This is a genomic window from uncultured Merdimonas sp. (assembly GCF_963929015.1).
Taxonomy (GTDB): domain Bacteria; phylum Bacillota; class Clostridia; order Lachnospirales; family Lachnospiraceae; genus Merdimonas.
Map to the genome: position 1 here is coordinate 59,346 of NZ_CAWVHE010000011.1, position 19,116 is coordinate 78,461.

Consider the following 19,116-nt stretch of genomic DNA (forward strand, 5'->3'; position numbering starts at 1 on the left):
GAGTCCTTTTTATGACACACCATAAGTGCTAGGCTGTAAAAAAGCAAAGAAAGGTGTGTCCGATATGAAAGAAAAGAATTGTCGGTATTTCGTGATTAATCCGCAGAATGCAGGGAGAAAGCCGGGGCAGAAACAAAGACTGGCCGGGAAGCAGCTCCTGTGGCAGGAGAAAAGGCCGGATTCGCCGGTTCTGCCGTTGCCGCCGTCACCGCCGATCAAAGTTACCCGCAATTTTGTCATAACAAAGCGTTCCGGAATCCTTCACGACCGGGAGTGTTTTTGCGTCCGCAGGATCCGCCACGGCAGACAGATCAATAAGATTGAGCCCGATACAGAGGTTCGTTTCTGCAAGTGGTGTCAGAGAAAGGCTGTCGTGCGAAATGGCGTGAAGGATGTATCAGATTGTGAGATCTGTGAAAAGTTTTTTGATGAAAAGCAGGTGAGCACCAGTCTTCTTACCAGACTTTTCGTTGAGAAAGGGGCAGAAGCTGAAATGCTTCCGGTGGGAATCCGGATCTACTGTGGCGATGACCGCTGGAGGATCCGGTGGAAAAGTGAAAAGGGAGCAAGTGTTCTGGAGCACAACAATTATGTACGGACGATAGAGGGCGAGCGATATTTTACCAAGGGGTATCATGAACAGCATATCCGGCCGAATACGGTGACCAGTGCACTTCGCTATCTGATGGCATATGATTATACGGCGCATCACAGGGAAGCGGCGAAGAAAAAGGTGAGTCATGAATATGAAAAAAGTGCTTTGTAAAAGTGAAATTGAATTTGTAAACGAAGTGGCGGATGACTGTATAAAGAATATGCGTAAAAAGGATAAAGAATATCTAATCGCAAATCCCTACACTCTTGATTATCATTTTACATACTGTCTGTATATTAGAAATCATTACATCCATAATAGGGATTTTTCAGAAGCACCTTTTTGGGCAGAACCAGATTATTTGTCATGTAGGATTATTCAGATGATATTTTCAAGGCTTCTTCCGGAATATGACTACTATGATCGATTTATTGAAGGACTATACGACAGCAAACAATTTATAGAATTACGTAGGGAATATAAGGTTATATATGGGGAATATCCGGTTCGTCTTATAGAAAAGTATAAAGCCCTAACTAAAACAGGATCAGTACACTTGGCATCGGAAATGGATTTTGATGCTGAAACAGATTTTGACACAGGTGCTATTTCTGATGCAATAGATTCACTGATACACGAATTGGCCGAGCTTGTATGGCAAACGGATTCATTAAAGCAAACAGCTGAGGATTATGGCATTAGTTATGATTTGATTTCTGAGAATATTGAGAGGATTAAAGCGATATTTTTCACGGAAGAAGAATTTATCCCTCTTCAGGTTTGTTTTTTGCCTTATCGCGATAAAATAGGTCGGGAGCGTTATATTGAATACAGAAGGCTTTTGACAGCGCGGTTGAATGAAAATCCATGGCTGGTCGAAAAATTGGATAAAAATTATTTTAAAGATAGGGTATTAGCGAGAACAGCCTTAAAATGTGGACAGGTATTAAAGTACCTCCCAATGTATCAGAATGATGAAAAGATGGTCAGGTTAAGTCTAAAACATGACGGAGAAGCAATACAATATGCGAATCAGCGTTTTCAAAAAGACCGTGAATGGATTAGATATGCTATTGAACACTCAGAAGATGGGGTCATAATGTTTCTGGAATGTATGAAACCTTATAGAAAAGATAAAGAACTAGTTTATCTTGCATGTAAGGTTTGTCGATGGAATTTTGTCTATATAGATGAATTTTTTCATGATGATTATGAGTTGGCGGAAATGTGTATGCAGCCAACAGGAGACCATAATACAATATATGATTATCTGAGCGAAAGATTGAAGAATAATAAAAACCTGGCCATGTTGGACTTGCAGGAGGACTATCCCCATACGGAGAGTTATTCTGCTGAATTAAAGGACGATGATGAGATTGCGGCCAGGCTCTATGAATTGCACGGGCTGGCTCCCTGGGCATGGCATTACATGAGTGAAAGGCTAAAGAAGAAGTATGGGATAGAAGAGGGGTAAGCACTACGTGCCCATTCAGAGATTGTGTTATGGATAATGAATGTTTAGGATAAAGGAAGTGTTGGTGTGGGTGCTTTTTACATTAATTTCTGTCTTGAAAATATAGAATATGACGGAGAGTTTTACAGTGGTAAATTTTCTTCTCCAGATGCAGGGGTGTATTGTGAGGTTTTGTACGACAGAGTGACAAAGAAATTTGTGGAAATATGGGATAACAGTAAATTGGTAGAAGATATTTTGCCAATTGCAATATATTGGCTCGACTGGAAACTTGAAAAAATGGACATTTACGTAAAACGGAAAGTAAGATTAGCTACTAAAAAATAATTATTATAAATATAGTTTGAAAGAATATGGCTTGGCAAGATTAGTTAGTACTTACCTCTTGGCGTGGTGTGGGTGGTTTTGTCCTGTGGCGTCAGAGCCCGTAAAGCCTTATTTTACAAGGTTTTTGCGGGTTCTTACTTTTTGTCTGAGAGTGTCAAAAATCGTCATTTTGAAAGAAAATGGTGTAGTAAATGGTGTAGTAAAAAGAAACCTAGAATTGAGGATATTTACTAATTGGCATTCAAGAAAAAGCATTCCTGTTCCGAAGAAGCTTTTTGATTTGGATTATTTTTTGAATAATGATTTTCTGGTTAAAGAGGTGATTCTAATCTTTTTTTGTTTTACATTTATTTGATATATGAATCTTGTCCAGATCTTTGTTCAGAAACTCTGCGCTGCATTTCTGAGTGGATGCTGTGAACATAATCTGCTAACTAGATTTAACACTAACATTTTGATTTTTTCTGTTCCCGACCTGTTATAGCGGCATAGCTGCACTCTCCTAAAAGGAACTTGTCCGCCATGGTGGTCGGGTTGCACTTATCGGGAGATATACTTTCCACTTTCTGTTTTTTCTGGGTTTTTGCCATAGTCCAGACAATTTCGGATAGCCTTGGCAATTGTTTCGACTTTGCCTGCATGGCGCTACAATAAAGTTGTAGAAGCTAGAAATCATTCCTCCCTTCCAAGAAAAAAGGAAAGGGGCGGCCCATTCAAGCCGTCCCGACTTCGGGTCAATATGACCAAAAGCGGAATAAATAAGGGAGTACCTACTGGCACTTCCTTATTTAATTATATTTTAAATTTATTATTGCATTAGTATTGAAATGAAAATAATATCTAAAAAATTCTCTGTGTTTACAACGCCATTGGTCGTCAACATACGGCCTCCTTTAGATATAGTCAGCGCATTTTGATTTGCATATATAATTTCTTTGTATCCAAATTCATCCTTTAGCGTTTTATAATATGGGTCATTCTGCTCGTTGAGAATTTCAGCGGTTCTATCGACAATGTGAACGGCTACTTGCTTTGCCTTAGCTAATCTGCATGTTTCCTATAGAATCAACTCTGAATATGACGATTCAGGGTTCTGTCTTATCTGAAATCTATTCAAGCCATATTCAAGCATATATGGAAGATAGTATTCTATCATTTCTTTATTCCAATAAGAGCCAACATTCCAGCAGAGTACAACATCAAATTCAAACGTAGAAATAATCCAATTTCTAAAAGTATCTTCCGCAATATCGCCCTCAACAAATATTATGTTATCATCTGCAATACCTCTATTCATCAGTAATTGCTTTGCTTTAGCAAGACAATCACGGTTTTTTATCAATCGCAATTACTTTATGCCCGTTTTCGACTAATGCTAGTGTGCTATATCCAGTACCACATCCAACCTCGACAACGGTTCTGAATTTATTTATTCTCTGTGCCATCCAAGAATAATAACCTTTTTCATAAAAAAATTGAGCGCTTACATCCCATTGATTTGCATACTTTAGCGTATCGTTCACTGTTATTCCCCCATCCGTCTTGAGATCTTTAATTTTAGTCTACAGCAGAACTCTATCTCCGTCAATCCTCGTGTCAACATGGCATGGAGTGGTAAAAAAGAACAGGACAGCAAGCCTTCAAATTGAAGCTTGCCGACATCTTCTTACTTTGGCATCAGCTCGGAGAACTACCGTAGCACCTTTGACACCTCGTCTCACTGCTTTTCATAGTCTTGTCGCAAGCCGTCGATTTGCTCTGGGGCCCTCCTTTTTATCCTCGATCATAATGCCGTCAGTCATATCCCCGTTGAGTAGATTTATTTTTGCTCAGCTCCCGCATGTGTCTTTCGGGTCAATCTGGCCCGAAATGCGGGAATTCTGGTGAGTGATGGCCCCAAGCTGTATTTTAGAGTTTTGCCCCGCTCGCTAGGGAGGATTGTTTCATACTGGTTCATATTGTGCTCTACCATCTGCAGGATGCCTGCATCATCTGTCAGGTTGCGGACAATACAGGGCATATCCATATATCTGGCAAGTTTGCTGGCTTTCTGGTGTCGATGGCCGACCACGATTTCATAGCCATCGTTCTCACAGGGGTGGACAAATGCAGGCTGGGTAACGTTATTGTCCTTGACACTGGACACCATAGCCCGTATTTCTTCATCGTTCTGGACCTCAAAGGAATGATTTTCGAAGAAGTGGAGTCCGTTCAGCTTGATATATACGATTTGTTCCTTGCCACAGTGGGTCATCTCCTTCGATCTCTCGACCTTATTCGGAGCCTCTGGCTACTGTTTAGATTTCTTCAGTTCGAGCAGCGTTTCTTTGCCAGGCTCGGTATCTGTTTCTGGTTGCTTTGGAATTCTTGCAGTTTTATAATCTGCCATAAGCATTTACCTTTTGGGTCGTTTGGGGTGATTTTGTCCTGTGGTGTCAGAGCCCGTAAAGCCTTATTTTACAAGGATTTTTCGGGTTCTTACTTTTGTCTGGAGGCATCAAAAATCGTCATTTTTACGAAAATGGTGTAGTAAAACAAGGTGGAACTATTGAGTATAAAAGGCGATTTGAGACATTTAATGTACATTGACGGCTCATGTGGGTACTAGTAAAATATATATAATAAAATAATTGCATTAAGAATAAATGAAGGGAATAAGTTTACATTGTTTGATGAGATTATAGAAAAAATAAACAGCAAAGAATTTGAATATGCTGTTGCCTTACTTGAGTCATTACTTAATGGCGATGAGCAAACTATTACCAAAGCGAAATATCTTTTGGGTTACATATATTCCTGTCAAGAAAATAAAAATCGAAATGAAATTCGAGCAAAAAGATATTTGATTGAAAATATTACTAGTCCATACCCTATACCGCATGCATATGTCTTATATGCTGATTTAGTTGAAGATAAAAATGTTGCAATTAATTATTTAAAAAGAGGCATAGCACAGTATCCTAAAAATGTGAATATTTATCGTTCTCTATTACGATTTACAAAAAACAAAATGGAGGTGATTGAAAAGATAGGAAATGCTGAGTTGACGGATAGTGATTTGCTTAAAGATGTGGTGGAAGAATTAGTTAAGATTGGAAATTGGCAATATGTAAATCAATTTGTTGTTAAGATTCAAATGGGTGAACAAATAAGTGATTATGAGGAGATGTATTTAAATTTATTAACGGCATATTCTTTTTTGTTTGGTATTGAGGGAAATTATACAGAAGCTATACGGATTTTTCAAAATATAATTGAAAAAGACATCGATAATAAACTGGCATATTCCCCATATTTAGGTTTAATATTTGCTTTAATCAAAAATGGAGAAATAGATAAAGCAAAATTATATTTTGATAAAATACCGCTAAACAATGTAATTTATGATTTAAATGATGGACCATGGCATTTTATATTTATTGATTTTTCGCATGAATACAAAGTGATTTTTAGTACAATAAGTAAGACTTTTTCAGCAGATAGAATAAGAAAAACTAGAGCTAAGGCGTTATATGCATTATATCTTTACTATCCATCGGAAATTTATGATATTTATAGATATAAAAAATCTGACTTGAAATCGCTAGAAAATATTATAAAAAAAGAATTTAACAGATACGTTGCGGCGGCACTATTTAATATGTATTGTCATTTCAATAATTATGTTCAGGCGAATCAAATTTTTATTAGCTTTTTGATAAATTATGAAGATCCTGAACAATACGATGTTTATTATTTTAATATAACAAATAATATATCAGCAGACGAATTAAGTTTGGTTGTTCAAAATTTAATTACGACAATAGAAACCTTAGAGGATTTTGATACAAAAAAATTTGCGAAATGTGCATTGAAAGAAATAATTGAGAGGTTATATCAAGATACAAATTATCCGTTGATAAGCCAATTGGCAGATTTTTTTACAGATGATGAAATCTTCAATTGTACATGCGCTTTTGAAAGTGCATATTCATATGCTGAAGAGGGGAAGATACGTGCGTTAAAGTTATATGAAAAGATTATAGAAAAAGAACCAAACAATAGTTCTGCATTAAATAATTTGGGGATTTTGCTTGAAAATGATGATGATTTGGAAAAAGCTAGCATATTTTTTGAAAAAGCTTGTAAGATAAACCCAACAGAAGAAAAATATAAAAAAAATTTGCAACGTGTAAAACAAAAAGTAATAGTTAAGGAAGCTGAAGTTAGGGCACAAAAACAACTTACTATTAGAAATATTACAAAAAATGTTACATTGGAATATTTAGAAGAAATCGGATATACGGATGAATTGAGAGAATATATTACTAGAATTTCCGATGGTCAGCTAAAAGCTGTTTTGTTACGTGATTTAGAGGAATGTGCTATATCAATTGCTGTTAGACAAGATAAAGCGGCTACAATTATGTGTGGGAGTATAATTGAAGCTTTGCTTTTGGCCAAAATAGTTGAAATTGGTAAAAAAAATTACGATATAAGTGATATGAGTATGAAGAAAAATGCGAAAAAATATCCAATTATTGATATGAACCTTAATGAACTTCTATATGTGGCAGATAAAGAGAAGATAATATGTAAAAATAATTTTCATCTGAGTCATTATGTGAGAGATTACCGTAATGTTGTACATCCAGCAAAAGAAATTCGAACTAATCAAAACATTACTCATGAAAATGCAATGATAATGTGGACGATCCTCAAACAAATTATATATGAATTATTAAAATAGATATTTTGTATTTTATGAAAAAAATGTAGACATTGTAATATATGAACATTCGCTATTTGAAGTTTATGACAAGAAATGTAAATATACTTGGTAACAAGGAAATTTAGTAGATACCTAATGGCACAATTTGAGGGCATAAGAATAATATTGAGTAATCGATTATAAAAGTAAAGGAATGATAAATGTTTATTTATTGCAGGTGAAGAAACATGTTTATAGATTGGAATATTTTGTTTTCTATAATAACTGGATTGGCGGCAATTATTGCACTCGTATTAACTTTTATACAAATTCGATTGAGCAATAAGCAAAGTCTTTTTGACAAACGATTAGAATGTTATCTCAAAATAGAAGGTTTAATTAAGCTGTATGAAAACAATAGAAAATTACTTGAAATTAATCGTAAAGATGAGCCGCTATTTGCGGTAGAGTCAGAGTTTTTATGGCTTACAAATAATACATACTTGGAGGAAGTAGGGGAAGCTATTATAACTCCTCTGAAAGAATCAGTGCATAAGAAATTTTTAGTTAAATGCGAAGAGTTAGAAAGGCTTTCAGTTGAGACAGAACTAGTTTTTGCGGGGAACAAAGTGGAAGATATTAGCAGTTTTATTTCTGGGTATGGGCAATTACTTGTCAAAATGTATCAATATCAAATCTGTTTGAAAAAGATGCACGAATATTCAGAACAGTTTAATGTGACTTTGGATAAAGCGCAAGAAGCTGTTAAGGAACACAGATTTAGAAAAGAATTACTTAATGCCTATGAAGATATTAAAAGAGCGTATTTTCAGATTGTTTGTAATGATGGAATGAATAAAATAAAAAAACAAATTAAATTATAATACGAAAACATAAGCGAGGAATAAACGTAATGTAGAGCGGCTTTGAGCATATTCTGAAATTATTTAATATGTAATCAGTTAAGCGTGAAGAATATCTCTATCTCTTGGGAAATTTGGACAGGCACATATAAAGCAACGAATCTGGACTATCTGAACAAACTCACCAAACTGGATTTGCTTGTCATAGATGACTTTGGTCTGATAGATTTGGATCTCGATAAATGCCGAGAGCTATTTGAAGTACTGGATAATCGGGCTGGGCAAAAATCTAAAGTTGTAATTTCCAAATTTCCTGTTAGTGCATGGTTTCAAATATTTGCAGATAACACTTACGAAGTCGCCTGTTTCACACGCATTACCTACAAACACTATACATACCGTTTGGAGATGAACGGTATCAATATGAGAGAAACTGAATAACAGGTATGAATGATATTTGTGCCGATAAAAATGGGGTTTCCGTTCCGCTTAGGCAGTCTAAGGATGTATTAATGCGGTTGGAAAAAGATGGTATGATGAAATTAAAATAATTGTAATGAGGGAAAAAGCATATGTAAAAATGTTATTTTATCAACATGACATTTTTCATTGACATAAGTAGTTATACTATATATAATGAAATTGATTAAAAAAGGGTCTTACAAATCAATTGTTATTTATGCAACATGACAAAAGAGGTGAAAAGGTGAAATTAAATAACCTTGCAAATATACGTAGCGGGCTGGTTTTATCGAGAAAGCAGTCTAAGAAGCCAGTAGGTCATCGTTATCCCTTGATAAATTTTCGATGTATTCGACATGAAGGTAAAATTGAATTAAGCGAAGCTGATATATTTGAGGCAAAGGAGTTGTTAAAGGAAGAATATCTTTCTCAAAAAGGAGATATTATTGTTCGACTCACTGCACCATATACTGCGGTTTTGATAGATGCAACCACATCGGGAATGGTGATTTCTTCAAACTTTGTAGTAATTCGAGTTGAAGATGATCGTTTGTTGCCGGAATACCTTTTCTGGCTATTGAACACACAAAAAACAAAGCGGAAAATTTATGAAAATGCAACTAGTAATATGCTTGGAGCCGTCAAAGCAAAGTTCCTTTTGGATTTTGAACTGGTGGTTCTTCCTATTGAACAGCAATATAAAATTGCCCAGTTAAATTTAATGGCAAAAAAAGAAAGGCAGTTGCTTAAAGATTTGGCATATGAAAAAGAAAAGTTTTATTCTTGTCTGTTGGATCAAGCATATGAAAGAGCAAAGAAAGGGGTATGAAAATGACAACTAGAAAAGATATTGAACAAGTTCTGTGGAAAGCTTGTGATAGTTTCCGCGGCAAAATTGATAGTTCTCGATATAAAGATTATATTCTTTCCATGTTATTTGTGAAATATTTAAGTGATGTTTCCAAAGAGAAGTGCGAAGGGTATATCAAGAAGTACGATGGTGACATGAATCGTGTAGAACGTGCTATGAGCCGGGAGCGATTCGCAATGGATGAACAATCTACATTTGACTACCTTTATGATAATCGAAATGATTCAGAAATTGGTCAGAAAATTAATGTGGCACTAAATCATATTGAGGAACGAAACAGTGGAAAATTGCGTAATGTGTTTCGTGCTATTGATTTTAATTCCCAAGTAGATTTTGGCGAGCCTAAAGAGAAAAATGCAACTTTAAGAAATTTGTTGGAAGATTTTAACGATCTTGATTTGCGGCCTAGTCAGTTAGGCTCTGCTGATATTATTGGAGATGCGTATGAATATATGATTGCTATGTTTGCTTCTGACGCAGGAAAAAAGGGAGGGGAATTTTTCACCCCCAGTCAGGTTTCTGAATTGGTAGCCTCGTTGATACAGCCCAAGGAAAATGATCGTATTTATGATCCAACGTGTGGTAGTGGTGGTTTGTTACTGAAAGCATATAAAAAGGTACCTAGTGGTAAGGTGGCGATTTATGGTCAGGAACTGAATGCACAAACTTGGGCTCTTTGCACTATGAATATGTTTTTACATGGCGTTGATGATGCTTGTATTTGGCAAGGAGATACTCTTTCTAATCCACAAAATATTGAAAATGATGGTTTGATGAAATTTCAGGTTGTAGTGGCAAATCCTCCTTTCAGTCTGGACAAGTGGGACAGCGGTTTTCTTTCGGAGGCGGAAACAGATAGCAAGGGAAAGAAGAAAATGTCGGCTGAATTGGATCAATATCATCGGTTTGACTGGGGAGTGCCTCCTGCTTCTAAAGGAGACTACGCCTTTGTTTTACATATGCTTTCCAGTTTGGAGTCAGAAAATGGGCGAATGGCGGTGATACTTCCACATGGTGTCCTATTCCGTGGTGCAAGTGAGGGGAAAATCCGTCGTCAGTTGGTGGAGATGAACTTGCTGGATGCAGTTATTGGCCTTCCGGCTAACTTGTTTTATGGTACCGGTATCCCAGCCTGTATTTTGGTGTTCAAAAAGAATCGTTCCTATCGGGATGTGTTGTTTATTGATGCTTCTGGAGAGGGAAATTTTGAGAAAGAAAAGAATCAGAATATCTTGCGAGATGTCGATATTGCTCATATTGTTATGGCCTATAAAACTAGGAAAAATAAGGATAAATACAGTTATGTAGCTTCCTATGATGAGATTAAGCAGAACAATTTCAATCTTAATATTCCCAGGTATGTCGATACTTTTGAGGAAGAAAAGCTGGTTGACATCGATGAAGTACAGCAGAATATTGTTAATATTGAAACGGAATTGGCACAGGTGCAGAAACAAATGAAAACATATTTGATGGAACTTAACCTATAAAGGAGGATAAAATATGTCTATTATCATTAAATCATTTGCAGTTAGGGATGAAAATGGTCAACCTGGTGATATGTTTTATATTAAACATGGATCTAGTAACTTTACAATAATAGATTGTTGTATAGTGTCAGATAACAGAGAGGAAATTGTTCAAGAAATTATTCGGGAAAGTAAGAATAAAGATATTACCAGATTTATTTCTACTCATCCAGATGAAGATCATATTTGTGGGTTGCCATATCTTGATGAAAAAATAAATATCTTAAATTTTTATTGCGTCGATAATAAGGCAACCAAACCTGATCCCAGTGAAAGTTTTGAGCACTATTGTAAATTAAGGGATAATAAGGAAAAACATTACTTTGTGTATAAAGACTGCACAAGAAAATGGATGAATGATAATGATAAAAATGATGGTAAAAATTATGGTTCATCCGGAATTAACTTTTTGTGGCCAGATACTTCAGACAATAATTTTATTGAGGCTCAAAAACTAGCGGAAGAAGGAAAGGCATATAATAATTTATCTCCTATTTTTACTTATGAATTAAATCGAAATATTAAAGTAATGTGGATGGGTGATATGGAAGATGATTATCTCGAAAAAATAAAAGATCAAGTAAAGTGGACGGATGTGGATATATTGTTTGCTCCGCATCATGGACGCAAATCCGGTAAAGTGTTAGCCGAGGTACTGAAAAAACTTGCCCCCCACATTGTTGTAATTGGTGAAGCACCTTCTAAGGATCTGGACTATTACCGTGGATATAACACAATTACACAAAATAGTGCTGGTAATATTGTGTTTGAATGTGGAGAAGATAAAGTTCATGTGTATGTTTCTGATGACGACTATAAATATGATACTTCGTTCCTCAATGATGAAGGGGTTCAAAATAGTAAATTAGGAAACTATCTTGGTTCATTTAAGCCAAAAGGAGCAGAGTAATGGAAACAAAAATCCCGTTTTATAATATTTTAAATATGTTTTTGACTGGTTTGGTTTTTATCGGAGGATGTGCGATAATCTTTCCAGATACTGTAGAGGCAGTATTAAATAGCGACATAATCAAAAACCTTGGGACAGGGCCTGAAGTTGTAGTTACTGTTTGTATATTTTCTGCGGCTTATGAGGTTGGGCTGATTATTAACCGTACCGGATCGGTTATACTAGAACCTTTTATGAAATTTACAAAATTGATACCGTTTAATGATGACTACACTTTGTTTAACCAAAAGAAAAAGGAATATTCTATTATGAGTACATTATCGAGAGAATATGCTTTATCTCGCACTGGAATCGTCCTTTTCCTATCTCTGATGATTTTGTCAGCGTTTTTATCTAAGTGGTCTTTGGTAATTATTTGGGCTGTTATATCCGGAATCTATTTCTTATCGTGCAGGAAATACGCCGGGAAAATAGTAGAACTTATGCAGAATGGATGATGAAAATGACACCAGAAATTAAACATCGAATTAAGCAAATATGTCGGAAGGAAGTGCCGGATGCATATATTAAAACAGTATTAGGGATTGTTCCTGCTGATTGGAACCGATACACATTTGGTGATATTTATACCGAAAGGAAAGAGCCGGGAAACGAAACTCTGCCGCTTCTAACGGTTTCCATTCACTCGGGGGTATCGGATGGCGAAATAGAAGATACAGAACAGCCTAAAAAAGTAAAACGGATCAAGGATAAATCTCAATATAAGAAAGTAATATCTGGAGATCTCGTCTTTAATATGATGCGAGCTTGGCAAGGTGCTATAGGGACTGTTAGAAGTGAAGGAATGGTAAGTCCAGCCTACATTGTTGCAAAACCAAATGAAAAGGTTTATCCATTGTTTATGGACTATTATACAAGAACTTCTCAGATAATAAATCAAATCAACCGGCAGTCTTATGGTGTGACGGACTTTCGAAAACGACTATACTGGGATTCATTTATTCCAATTAGTTGTATACTCCCTCCTATTGCAGAACAACAGAAAATAACCATCATACTTACTACTCAGGATAAGGTTATTGAACTAAAAGAAAAATATCTTGCTGAAAAACAGAAACAAAAAAAATATCTCATGCAACAACTATTGACGGGTAAAAAACGTTTGCCCGGATTTAGCAAAGCTTGGGAAACGGTAGAGTTAGAGAGGATTTTTGATTACATACAGCCAACAGCTTATTTGGTTAAAACAACTGATTATGATGCTTCATATAAAACGCCAGTATTAACTGCTGGAAAAACATTTATTCTTGGTTATACAAATGAAGCAGAAGGTATTTTTAGTGACGTTCCAGTTGTAATATTTGACGATTTTACAACGGCAACAAAATATGTAGACTTCCCATTTAAAGTAAAATCATCCGCAATGAAGATTTTGACTATTAAGGATGGATTTAACATAATTTTTGCATATGAAGCGATGCAGTTAATTAAGTTTCATGTAGGCGGTCACGAAAGACACTGGATATCCAAATATAGTTGTTTAACAATAGATATTCCTGGAATCGAAGAACAAAATGCCATCGCTAAAGTTCTTTCTACTGCTGATAGGGAAATCAAACTACTACAACAGGAGATCGAGCAAGAAAAACAAAAGAAAAAGGCCTTGATGCAGCTTTTATTGACGGGGATTGTGAGGGTGAAAACATGACAGAAAAAGAAATACAGGAACACGCTTGTAAAGAGTTACTGAAGAAAGTTGTTGATAGCGGACAGAACTATTCTGAAAAAATGAAGTCTGATTTAAAGGGAATTATTGACGTTGGTAAATCTCCAGAGGAAATTTGTGAAACGATAATTGCCTATTTTGCTATGTATACATGGGAGTAAAGAGAGGTGAAAACGTATGGCAACTAATTTCCCAAGTGGTGATGGACATAGAAATGGTGCAGTAAAAGATCGATCCCAGGCTTTTAATCCAGTTACAAAACAATGGGTAAAGAGAAATAGTGGGACTGGCCGCTTTGTGGGTGTAAAAAAGAATGGAACTCCTTTTAAGGGAGTCCGCAAAGAAAAGTAAATCCAGAGACAGTAGAGCGAGGCGGGATTTCCCGTCCCGCTATTCCTGTTTTTATTGATATTTCCGAAAGGAGGTCACCATGGATAAATCTTTGTACTTAGAAAAGAATATCAGTCAGCAGCCGGCTATTGATCTGCTACGGTCCATGGGTTATACCTATATTACACCGGAGGACTGCGAGGTGCAGAGAGGCAGTCGGTACCATGTGCTACTCAGAGATATTCTCCGGGGGCAGTTGCGTCGGCTCAACCGTTATGCTTTTGCTGGTGCGGAAAATGAGTTTTCTGCTGCTAATATTGAACGTGCTATGGAAGACCTGGATGAGCCTTTAACCGATGGTTTAGTGCGTACTAGTGAAAGAATTTATGACGCTCTTTTGCTTGGTAAAAGTTATCCAGAGACTGTGGGTGAGGGAAAAACACTTAGCTTTAATTTGAAATATATTGATTGGGAACACCCGGAAAACAACTTGTTCCATGTTACCGAGGAATTTGCGGTAGATAGTCGAGACAAGTTCCACAACGCTCGACCGGATATCGTGCTGTTCATCAATGGTATTCCTTTTGCTGTCATTGAATGCAAAGTGCCCCAGATTAGCGTTGAGCAGGCTGTGGAACAGAACATCCGCAACCAACAGAAAGAATACATTCCACAGCTGTACAAGTTTGCTCAAATCGTGATGGCAACCAACAAGAATGGTGTAAAGTATGGCACTACTGGGACACCCAAGAAATTCTGGAATGTGTGGAAAGAGCAAAACACCGCTTTTTTAGAAGAGGCACTGGCACATTATGTGACCGACCGCTCTCCCACCGAGCAGGATCGGAATCTGATTTCTCTGTTCAGCAAAGAACGAGTAATGGAGCTGATTCGGTACTTTGTGCTCTTTGATGCCAATGTAAAGAAAATCTGCCGGTATCAGCAGTATTTTGCCATAAAAGAGATTATCAAGACCATTCAGCAGACGAATGAAAAAGGTAATCGTCAAAGTGGTGTTATTTGGCACACTCAGGGTAGCGGCAAGAGCTTGACCATGGTCATGCTGGCGAAATATATCTTAATGGAATTGTCCAACTGCAATCCGAAAGTGGTTGTTGTCACAGACCGCAAGGAACTGGACCGTCAGATTGCTGCCACCTTTGCCCATACTCGCTTAAATCCGGCTCGGGCCACCAGCGGGCGAAATCTGGTAGAGCTACTGGGCAGCGGCAAGGCGGATGTGGTTACTACCATCATCAACAAGTTCAACACCGCCGAGAAAATGGAGCACAAAAACTTTATGCGGGATGTATTTCTGCTGGTGGACGAGAGTCACCGCTCCAACTATGGACTGCTTGCTACCAAAATGAGGGCGGTATTTCCAAATGCCTGCTACATCGGCTTTACCGGGACACCTTTGATGAAAAAAGAGAAAAATACTATGGCGAAGTTCGGTAAACTGATCCACAAATATACCATCAAGGATGGCGTGGAGGATGGGGCTATCGTGCCACTCATTTACGAAGGTCGTTTTGTGGAGCAGAATGTGGACAAGGACAATATTGACCTTTGGTTCAAGCAGACTACCAAACGTCTCACGGAAACTCAGCGGGATGACCTTTCCCGGAAATGGAGTAGCATCCGTCGATTGACCTCCACTGATGCCCGTATTAAGCGGATTGCACTGGATATCAACGAACACTTTATTGAAGGGTATAAAGATACCGGCTTTAAGGCTATGTTGGCCACCAATTATAAACGGGATGCGATACGGTATTTGGAGTGTTTTGAACAGTTTGGAGATCTGAATTGCGCTGTGGTGATCTCGCCACCCGATCTTCGGGAGGGTGTAGACGATGTGGACGAAGTTGCTGACGATAAGGTTATTGCCTACTGGAATAAGATGATGAACCGCTACGGCGACGCGGATGCCTATGAAGAGTCCATGAAGAATCAGTTCTGCGTAGGCGACATCGATATTCTCATTGTGTGTAGCAAGCTGCTCACTGGCTTTGATGCCCCCATCTGTCAGGTGCTCTACATCGATAAGGAATTAAAGGAGCATGGTTTGCTTCAGGCTATTGCTCGTACCAACCGTTTGTATGAAGGTAAGGACTACGGTCTAATTGTAGACTACCGTGGATTGATTGAAAAACTGGATACCGCAATGGATTTATATAGTGGTGCTGGGCTCGAAAATTTCGATGGCGGCGATTTGAAGGGTGTTGTGGTGGATGTTATGTCATCTGTGGCTGGCTTGAGAGAAGCCTATACCCAGCTAACGGAGCTGTTTGATGATCTGAAAAATCCCCATGATATCGAAGAAGTAGAAGTGCATCTTGTTGATGATAAGAAACGGGAGAACTTTTATAATCGTCTTTGTGCTTACGGCAAGGCATTGAATGTGGTATTGAATGCAGAACAGGCGTATGCAGCCTTTCCGAAAGATGAATTGAAGCAATACCAAAATACATTTATATTTTTTTCCAAGGTGCGCCGCAGTGTGAAAATCCGTTACTGCGATGCAATTGACAACCGAGAATATGAGCCGCTAATGCAAAATCTCCTGGATACGCACCTTTCGGTGGCTGGCCTAAAGCAGATCACTAGTCCCATCGATATTTTAAACAAAGATGATTTTGTGCATGAATTAGAGGAGTTGGGATCTCTTCGGGCAAAGGCGGATGCTATTACCAGTAAGTTAACCCGCAGTATCAGTGAAAAATATCAGGAAAACCCAGCCTATTATGATAGCTTCTCCAAACGGATCAAAGAAGCGTTGGATCAGTACAAGGAAAAAGTGATCTCCGAGGCAGAATATCTGGCGAAGATGCGTACCATTATGGAAGATTATCACATCGGAAAGAGCACCGTGACTTACCCGGAATCTATTAAAAATAACATCCATGCACAGGCATTTTACGGTGTTCTGTCAGCAGTATTTGATGAAACGAAAGAAGCAGAGGTATCTCCTGGTTTTGCAGCGGAGATTGCGGAAGAGATTACAAAAATTGTGGTTAACCATAGTCAGGTGGACTGGAGTAACAATAAAACAATCCATGACCGAATCTCGCAGGACATTGATGACCTTTTTTATAATTACGAAAAAGAACGAGGATTAAAACTGTCTTTTGACACCATTGATAAGATCATTGAAAATGTCAAAACAGTGGCGCTTAGGAGGTTTTGACATCAATGGTCCAAGAAAGAACTGTTTTATATGAAAATAACGAAATTCACTACATGCTGGAGCGGAAGATGGTGAAAAATCTTAATCTGCGGGTTCATAAAGATTGCACGGTTTATGTTTCAGCAAATTCAGATATCCCAGCCGAAAAGGTTGATGATTTTGTGGCGAGCAAAGGAAATTATATTTGGTCGTCACAAAGAAAGTTTCGCGAGATGGCGCAGTATGCTCCTCAGCCCAAGCAATATGTCAGTGGAGAGACGTTCTATCTGTTGGGAAGAGGAGTTCGACTGAAAGTGGAGAGAAATGTACAAGAAACAATTTCATCTAATGGGATTTATCTGTACCTCTGCGTGAAAAACCCGGATGATTATGAAAAAAAGAAAAGGATGGTGACACGTTACTTGGATGAGCAGTGTCGAGCTATTTTCGGCGAGATTATTTTAGAAATCTACCCGATATTTCAAAAATATGGAGTGTCCATGCCAACCTTGAAAATTCGGGATATGGAAACGCGGTGGGGATCTTGCTTGGCAAAAAAAGGGGTTATTACATTGAATAAACGTTTATTGGAAGCACCACGAAACTGTATCGAATATGTGGTGATGCATGAGTTCTGTCATTTTATTCATCCAAATCATTCAAAGCATTTTTATGGTTTCTTGGCTATGTTAATGCCTGATTGGAAAGAACGTAAAACTATTTTGGATCGCAGTGCAACATTTTGGCTGTGAGCTATAGGGAGGGAAAATAATGTCGATGTGGTTATGTCGTGCCGGACGATACGGCGAGTTTGAGAACAAATTTCTTGAGGACAGTAGAGTATACTGTACTTGGGACAATTTAGCTGAATCAATCATGCAGTTCCACACTAAGCAAGATTTGCAACAGTATTTCGTGGACAACAACGTAGATGTAAAGGTCAAAACAGCAATGAACTGGGCAAGTCAGGTATGGCCATTCGCTCATGAGATGAAGAAGGGAGAAATTGTGGTTTTACCAAGCAAGATCAAGCCGGTAATTCATTTTGGCAAGATCACAGGTGATTATGAATTCTTGCCCAACAATAACAATCCCTACTATCACGCACATCAAGTAGATTGGTTTGCCTGTGACATTCCTCGCACGGCTTTTGATCAGGATATCCTATATTCTTTTGGTGCCTTTATGACGATTTGTCGCATCAAACAGGAAGATCGCATTAAAGCGGTCATTAGTGCACATAAGCAGGGAAAGAAAGTACCCAAAATCACTCTTCATGAGTTACAGAATGATGAAGAAGTCCGCGACATTGAAAATGAAGCTTTAGGGGTTATTACAAATCTGATAATCCAAAAGACCAAAGGGCATGGTTTAGCAAGAATTGTAGATGCAATTCTCCGGGCAAAAGGGTTCACTACATACGTTAGTCCGGCTGGGCCGGATAAAGGTGTGGATATTCTGGCTTCTGCTGGTACACTTGGCTTTGGTAGTCCTAAAATCTGTGTCCAGGTTAAGTCTACGGATGTGCCTGTGGATCGGATAGTACTGGATCAACTGGGCGGCGTGATGAAAAACTTCAATGCCGACTATGGTTTGTTGGTGTCGTGGAGCGGGTTTAAATCTTCGGTCATCAACGAAATAGCCAAACAATTTTTTGAGATACGCCTTTGGACTCATAAAGAAATTATCGAGGAGTTTTTGAGATATTATGACCAAATGGATGATGAAATCAAAGAATTGATTCCCCTCAAAAAGATTTGGGTTGTAAACAATAGTGAAGAATAGATGTAATAGCTAAGGCGATAGAAATAATTTGTATTAAGTAAAATCATGTCCAATAAAATCTCTATGACAAATAAATTTATAGATTTAGCTTGGCGAGATGGATTAAAACATTTTTCTTTTTCGTTTTGATAAATAAAAGCTACTGGATGGCAATGTCCCAGTAGCTTTTATTCTTTCTCAAATCTGATAATATCATTAGGTTTGCAATTCAAAATTTCACAAAGTCTTTCCAGTGTAAACATAGTAATGGACTTATTATGTTTTAAATTATTGATTGTCCGGGGATTGATACCATACTTATGAATCAGTGTATAGGTGGAGATATCCCGTTTCTTCATGGTCTCCCATAATGGAGAATAGCTTATCATTTCTGCTCACTTCCCAG

19 protein-coding genes are annotated in these 19,116 nt (G+C 37.6%); 16 read left to right on the plus strand and 3 right to left on the minus strand.

What is annotated here, in order from left to right; genetic code table 11:
- The first annotated feature begins 64 nt into the window (after positions 1-64).
- From ABGT54_RS05525 to ABGT54_RS05535, 3 genes are all read left to right on the plus strand, one after another.
- Positions 65-766: a hypothetical protein gene (locus ABGT54_RS05525; protein ID WP_346663170.1), complete on the plus strand. Its 702-nt coding sequence runs from the start codon at positions 65-67 to the stop codon at positions 764-766.
- On the plus strand, positions 747-2,069 hold the full coding sequence (locus ABGT54_RS05530) for a hypothetical protein (protein WP_346663171.1): 1,323 nt from the start codon (positions 747-749) through the stop codon (positions 2,067-2,069). The genes ABGT54_RS05525 and ABGT54_RS05530 overlap by 20 nt, the downstream gene beginning before the upstream one ends.
- A 66-nt stretch (positions 2,070-2,135) precedes the next feature.
- Positions 2,136-2,396, plus strand: coding sequence for a hypothetical protein (locus ABGT54_RS05535; RefSeq protein ID WP_204906745.1), 261 nt, complete (start codon positions 2,136-2,138; stop codon positions 2,394-2,396).
- Positions 2,397-3,721: 1,325 nt separating this feature from the next.
- Here the strand turns inward: ABGT54_RS05535 and ABGT54_RS05540 are convergent.
- Together ABGT54_RS05540 and ABGT54_RS05545 are read right to left on the minus strand one after the other, a co-directional pair.
- A complete protein-coding gene (locus tag ABGT54_RS05540) occupies positions 3,722-3,919 on the minus strand; it encodes a class I SAM-dependent methyltransferase (RefSeq protein WP_346663172.1) in 198 nt (65 codons plus the stop codon).
- A gap of 296 nt (positions 3,920-4,215) precedes the next feature.
- On the minus strand, positions 4,216-4,650 hold the full coding sequence (locus ABGT54_RS05545) for a ParB N-terminal domain-containing protein (protein ID WP_346663173.1): 435 nt from the start codon (positions 4,648-4,650) through the stop codon (positions 4,216-4,218).
- Between the two features lie 411 nt (positions 4,651-5,061).
- Here ABGT54_RS05545 and ABGT54_RS05550 point away from each other — a divergent pair, with 411 nt between their 5' ends.
- The 13 genes from ABGT54_RS05550 to ABGT54_RS05610 all read left to right on the plus strand — a co-directional run bounded on the left by ABGT54_RS05550 (position 5,062) and on the right by ABGT54_RS05610 (position 18,731).
- Positions 5,062-7,125 carry a tetratricopeptide repeat protein gene (locus ABGT54_RS05550; protein ID WP_346663174.1) on the plus strand — a complete coding sequence of 688 codons (2,064 nt, stop codon included), beginning with the start codon at positions 5,062-5,064 and terminating at the stop codon, positions 7,123-7,125.
- A gap of 209 nt (positions 7,126-7,334) precedes the next feature.
- A complete protein-coding gene (locus ABGT54_RS05555) occupies positions 7,335-7,970 on the plus strand; it encodes a hypothetical protein (protein ID WP_346663175.1) in 636 nt (211 codons plus the stop codon).
- A gap of 84 nt (positions 7,971-8,054) precedes the next feature.
- Positions 8,055-8,390 (plus strand): ATP-binding protein, encoded by a 336-nt coding sequence (locus ABGT54_RS05560; RefSeq protein ID WP_346663176.1) that lies wholly within the window; start codon positions 8,055-8,057, stop codon positions 8,388-8,390.
- Between the two features lie 265 nt (positions 8,391-8,655).
- Positions 8,656-9,240 carry a restriction endonuclease subunit S gene (locus ABGT54_RS05565; protein ID WP_346663177.1) on the plus strand — a complete coding sequence of 195 codons (585 nt, stop codon included), beginning with the start codon at positions 8,656-8,658 and terminating at the stop codon, positions 9,238-9,240.
- 2 nt (positions 9,241-9,242) lie between these two features.
- Entirely contained in the window at positions 9,243-10,772 is a 1,530-nt protein-coding gene (locus ABGT54_RS05570) for a type I restriction-modification system subunit M (protein ID WP_346663178.1), read from the plus strand.
- Positions 10,773-10,785: 13 nt separating this feature from the next.
- Positions 10,786-11,721, plus strand: coding sequence for an MBL fold metallo-hydrolase (locus tag ABGT54_RS05575; protein WP_346663179.1), 936 nt, complete (start codon positions 10,786-10,788; stop codon positions 11,719-11,721).
- On the plus strand, positions 11,721-12,218 hold the full coding sequence (locus tag ABGT54_RS05580; RefSeq protein ID WP_346663180.1) for a hypothetical protein: 498 nt from the start codon (positions 11,721-11,723) through the stop codon (positions 12,216-12,218). Before ABGT54_RS05575 ends, ABGT54_RS05580 begins: the two co-directional genes overlap by 1 nt.
- A gap of 5 nt (positions 12,219-12,223) precedes the next feature.
- The gene (locus ABGT54_RS05585) at positions 12,224-13,429 is read left to right on the plus strand and encodes a restriction endonuclease subunit S (RefSeq protein WP_346663181.1); all 1,206 of its coding nucleotides are present in this window, start codon (positions 12,224-12,226) and stop codon (positions 13,427-13,429) included.
- Positions 13,426-13,608: a hypothetical protein gene (locus ABGT54_RS05590; protein ID WP_346663182.1), complete on the plus strand. Its 183-nt coding sequence runs from the start codon at positions 13,426-13,428 to the stop codon at positions 13,606-13,608. The genes ABGT54_RS05585 and ABGT54_RS05590 overlap by 4 nt, the downstream gene beginning before the upstream one ends.
- A 16-nt stretch (positions 13,609-13,624) precedes the next feature.
- A complete protein-coding gene (locus tag ABGT54_RS05595) occupies positions 13,625-13,798 on the plus strand; it encodes a hypothetical protein (RefSeq protein ID WP_346663183.1) in 174 nt (57 codons plus the stop codon).
- A gap of 79 nt (positions 13,799-13,877) precedes the next feature.
- A complete protein-coding gene (locus ABGT54_RS05600) occupies positions 13,878-16,967 on the plus strand; it encodes a type I restriction endonuclease subunit R (RefSeq protein ID WP_346663184.1) in 3,090 nt (1,029 codons plus the stop codon).
- 5 nt (positions 16,968-16,972) lie between these two features.
- Positions 16,973-17,698, plus strand: coding sequence for a SprT family zinc-dependent metalloprotease (locus ABGT54_RS05605; protein ID WP_346663185.1), 726 nt, complete (start codon positions 16,973-16,975; stop codon positions 17,696-17,698).
- Between the two features lie 19 nt (positions 17,699-17,717).
- Entirely contained in the window at positions 17,718-18,731 is a 1,014-nt protein-coding gene (locus ABGT54_RS05610; RefSeq protein ID WP_346663186.1) for a restriction endonuclease, read from the plus strand.
- A 167-nt stretch (positions 18,732-18,898) separates the two neighbouring features.
- On the opposite strand, the gene ABGT54_RS05615 is transcribed toward ABGT54_RS05610, so the two are convergent.
- The gene (locus tag ABGT54_RS05615; RefSeq protein WP_346663187.1) at positions 18,899-19,099 is read right to left on the minus strand and encodes a helix-turn-helix transcriptional regulator; all 201 of its coding nucleotides are present in this window, start codon (positions 19,097-19,099) and stop codon (positions 18,899-18,901) included.
- Positions 19,100-19,116: the final 17 nt, after the last annotated feature.

Coding starts and splice junctions, on each gene's coding strand:
- ABGT54_RS05575 (WP_346663179.1), top strand. CDS start 10,786: ATGTCTATTATCATTAAATCATTTGCAGTTAGGGATGAAAATGGTCAA.
- ABGT54_RS05580 (WP_346663180.1), top strand. CDS start 11,721: ATGGAAACAAAAATCCCGTTTTATAATATTTTAAATATGTTTTTGACT.
- ABGT54_RS05570 (WP_346663178.1), top strand. CDS start 9,243: ATGACAACTAGAAAAGATATTGAACAAGTTCTGTGGAAAGCTTGTGAT.
- ABGT54_RS05530 (WP_346663171.1), top strand. CDS start 747: ATGAAAAAAGTGCTTTGTAAAAGTGAAATTGAATTTGTAAACGAAGTG.
- ABGT54_RS05555 (WP_346663175.1), top strand. CDS start 7,335: ATGTTTATAGATTGGAATATTTTGTTTTCTATAATAACTGGATTGGCG.
- ABGT54_RS05585 (WP_346663181.1), top strand. CDS start 12,224: ATGACACCAGAAATTAAACATCGAATTAAGCAAATATGTCGGAAGGAA.
- ABGT54_RS05590 (WP_346663182.1), top strand. CDS start 13,426: ATGACAGAAAAAGAAATACAGGAACACGCTTGTAAAGAGTTACTGAAG.
- ABGT54_RS05615 (WP_346663187.1), bottom strand. CDS start 19,099: ATGATAAGCTATTCTCCATTATGGGAGACCATGAAGAAACGGGATATC.
- ABGT54_RS05605 (WP_346663185.1), top strand. CDS start 16,973: ATGGTCCAAGAAAGAACTGTTTTATATGAAAATAACGAAATTCACTAC.
- ABGT54_RS05600 (WP_346663184.1), top strand. CDS start 13,878: ATGGATAAATCTTTGTACTTAGAAAAGAATATCAGTCAGCAGCCGGCT.
- ABGT54_RS05610 (WP_346663186.1), top strand. CDS start 17,718: ATGTCGATGTGGTTATGTCGTGCCGGACGATACGGCGAGTTTGAGAAC.
- ABGT54_RS05545 (WP_346663173.1), bottom strand. CDS start 4,650: ATGACCCACTGTGGCAAGGAACAAATCGTATATATCAAGCTGAACGGA.
- ABGT54_RS05595 (WP_346663183.1), top strand. CDS start 13,625: ATGGCAACTAATTTCCCAAGTGGTGATGGACATAGAAATGGTGCAGTA.
- ABGT54_RS05525 (WP_346663170.1), top strand. CDS start 65: ATGAAAGAAAAGAATTGTCGGTATTTCGTGATTAATCCGCAGAATGCA.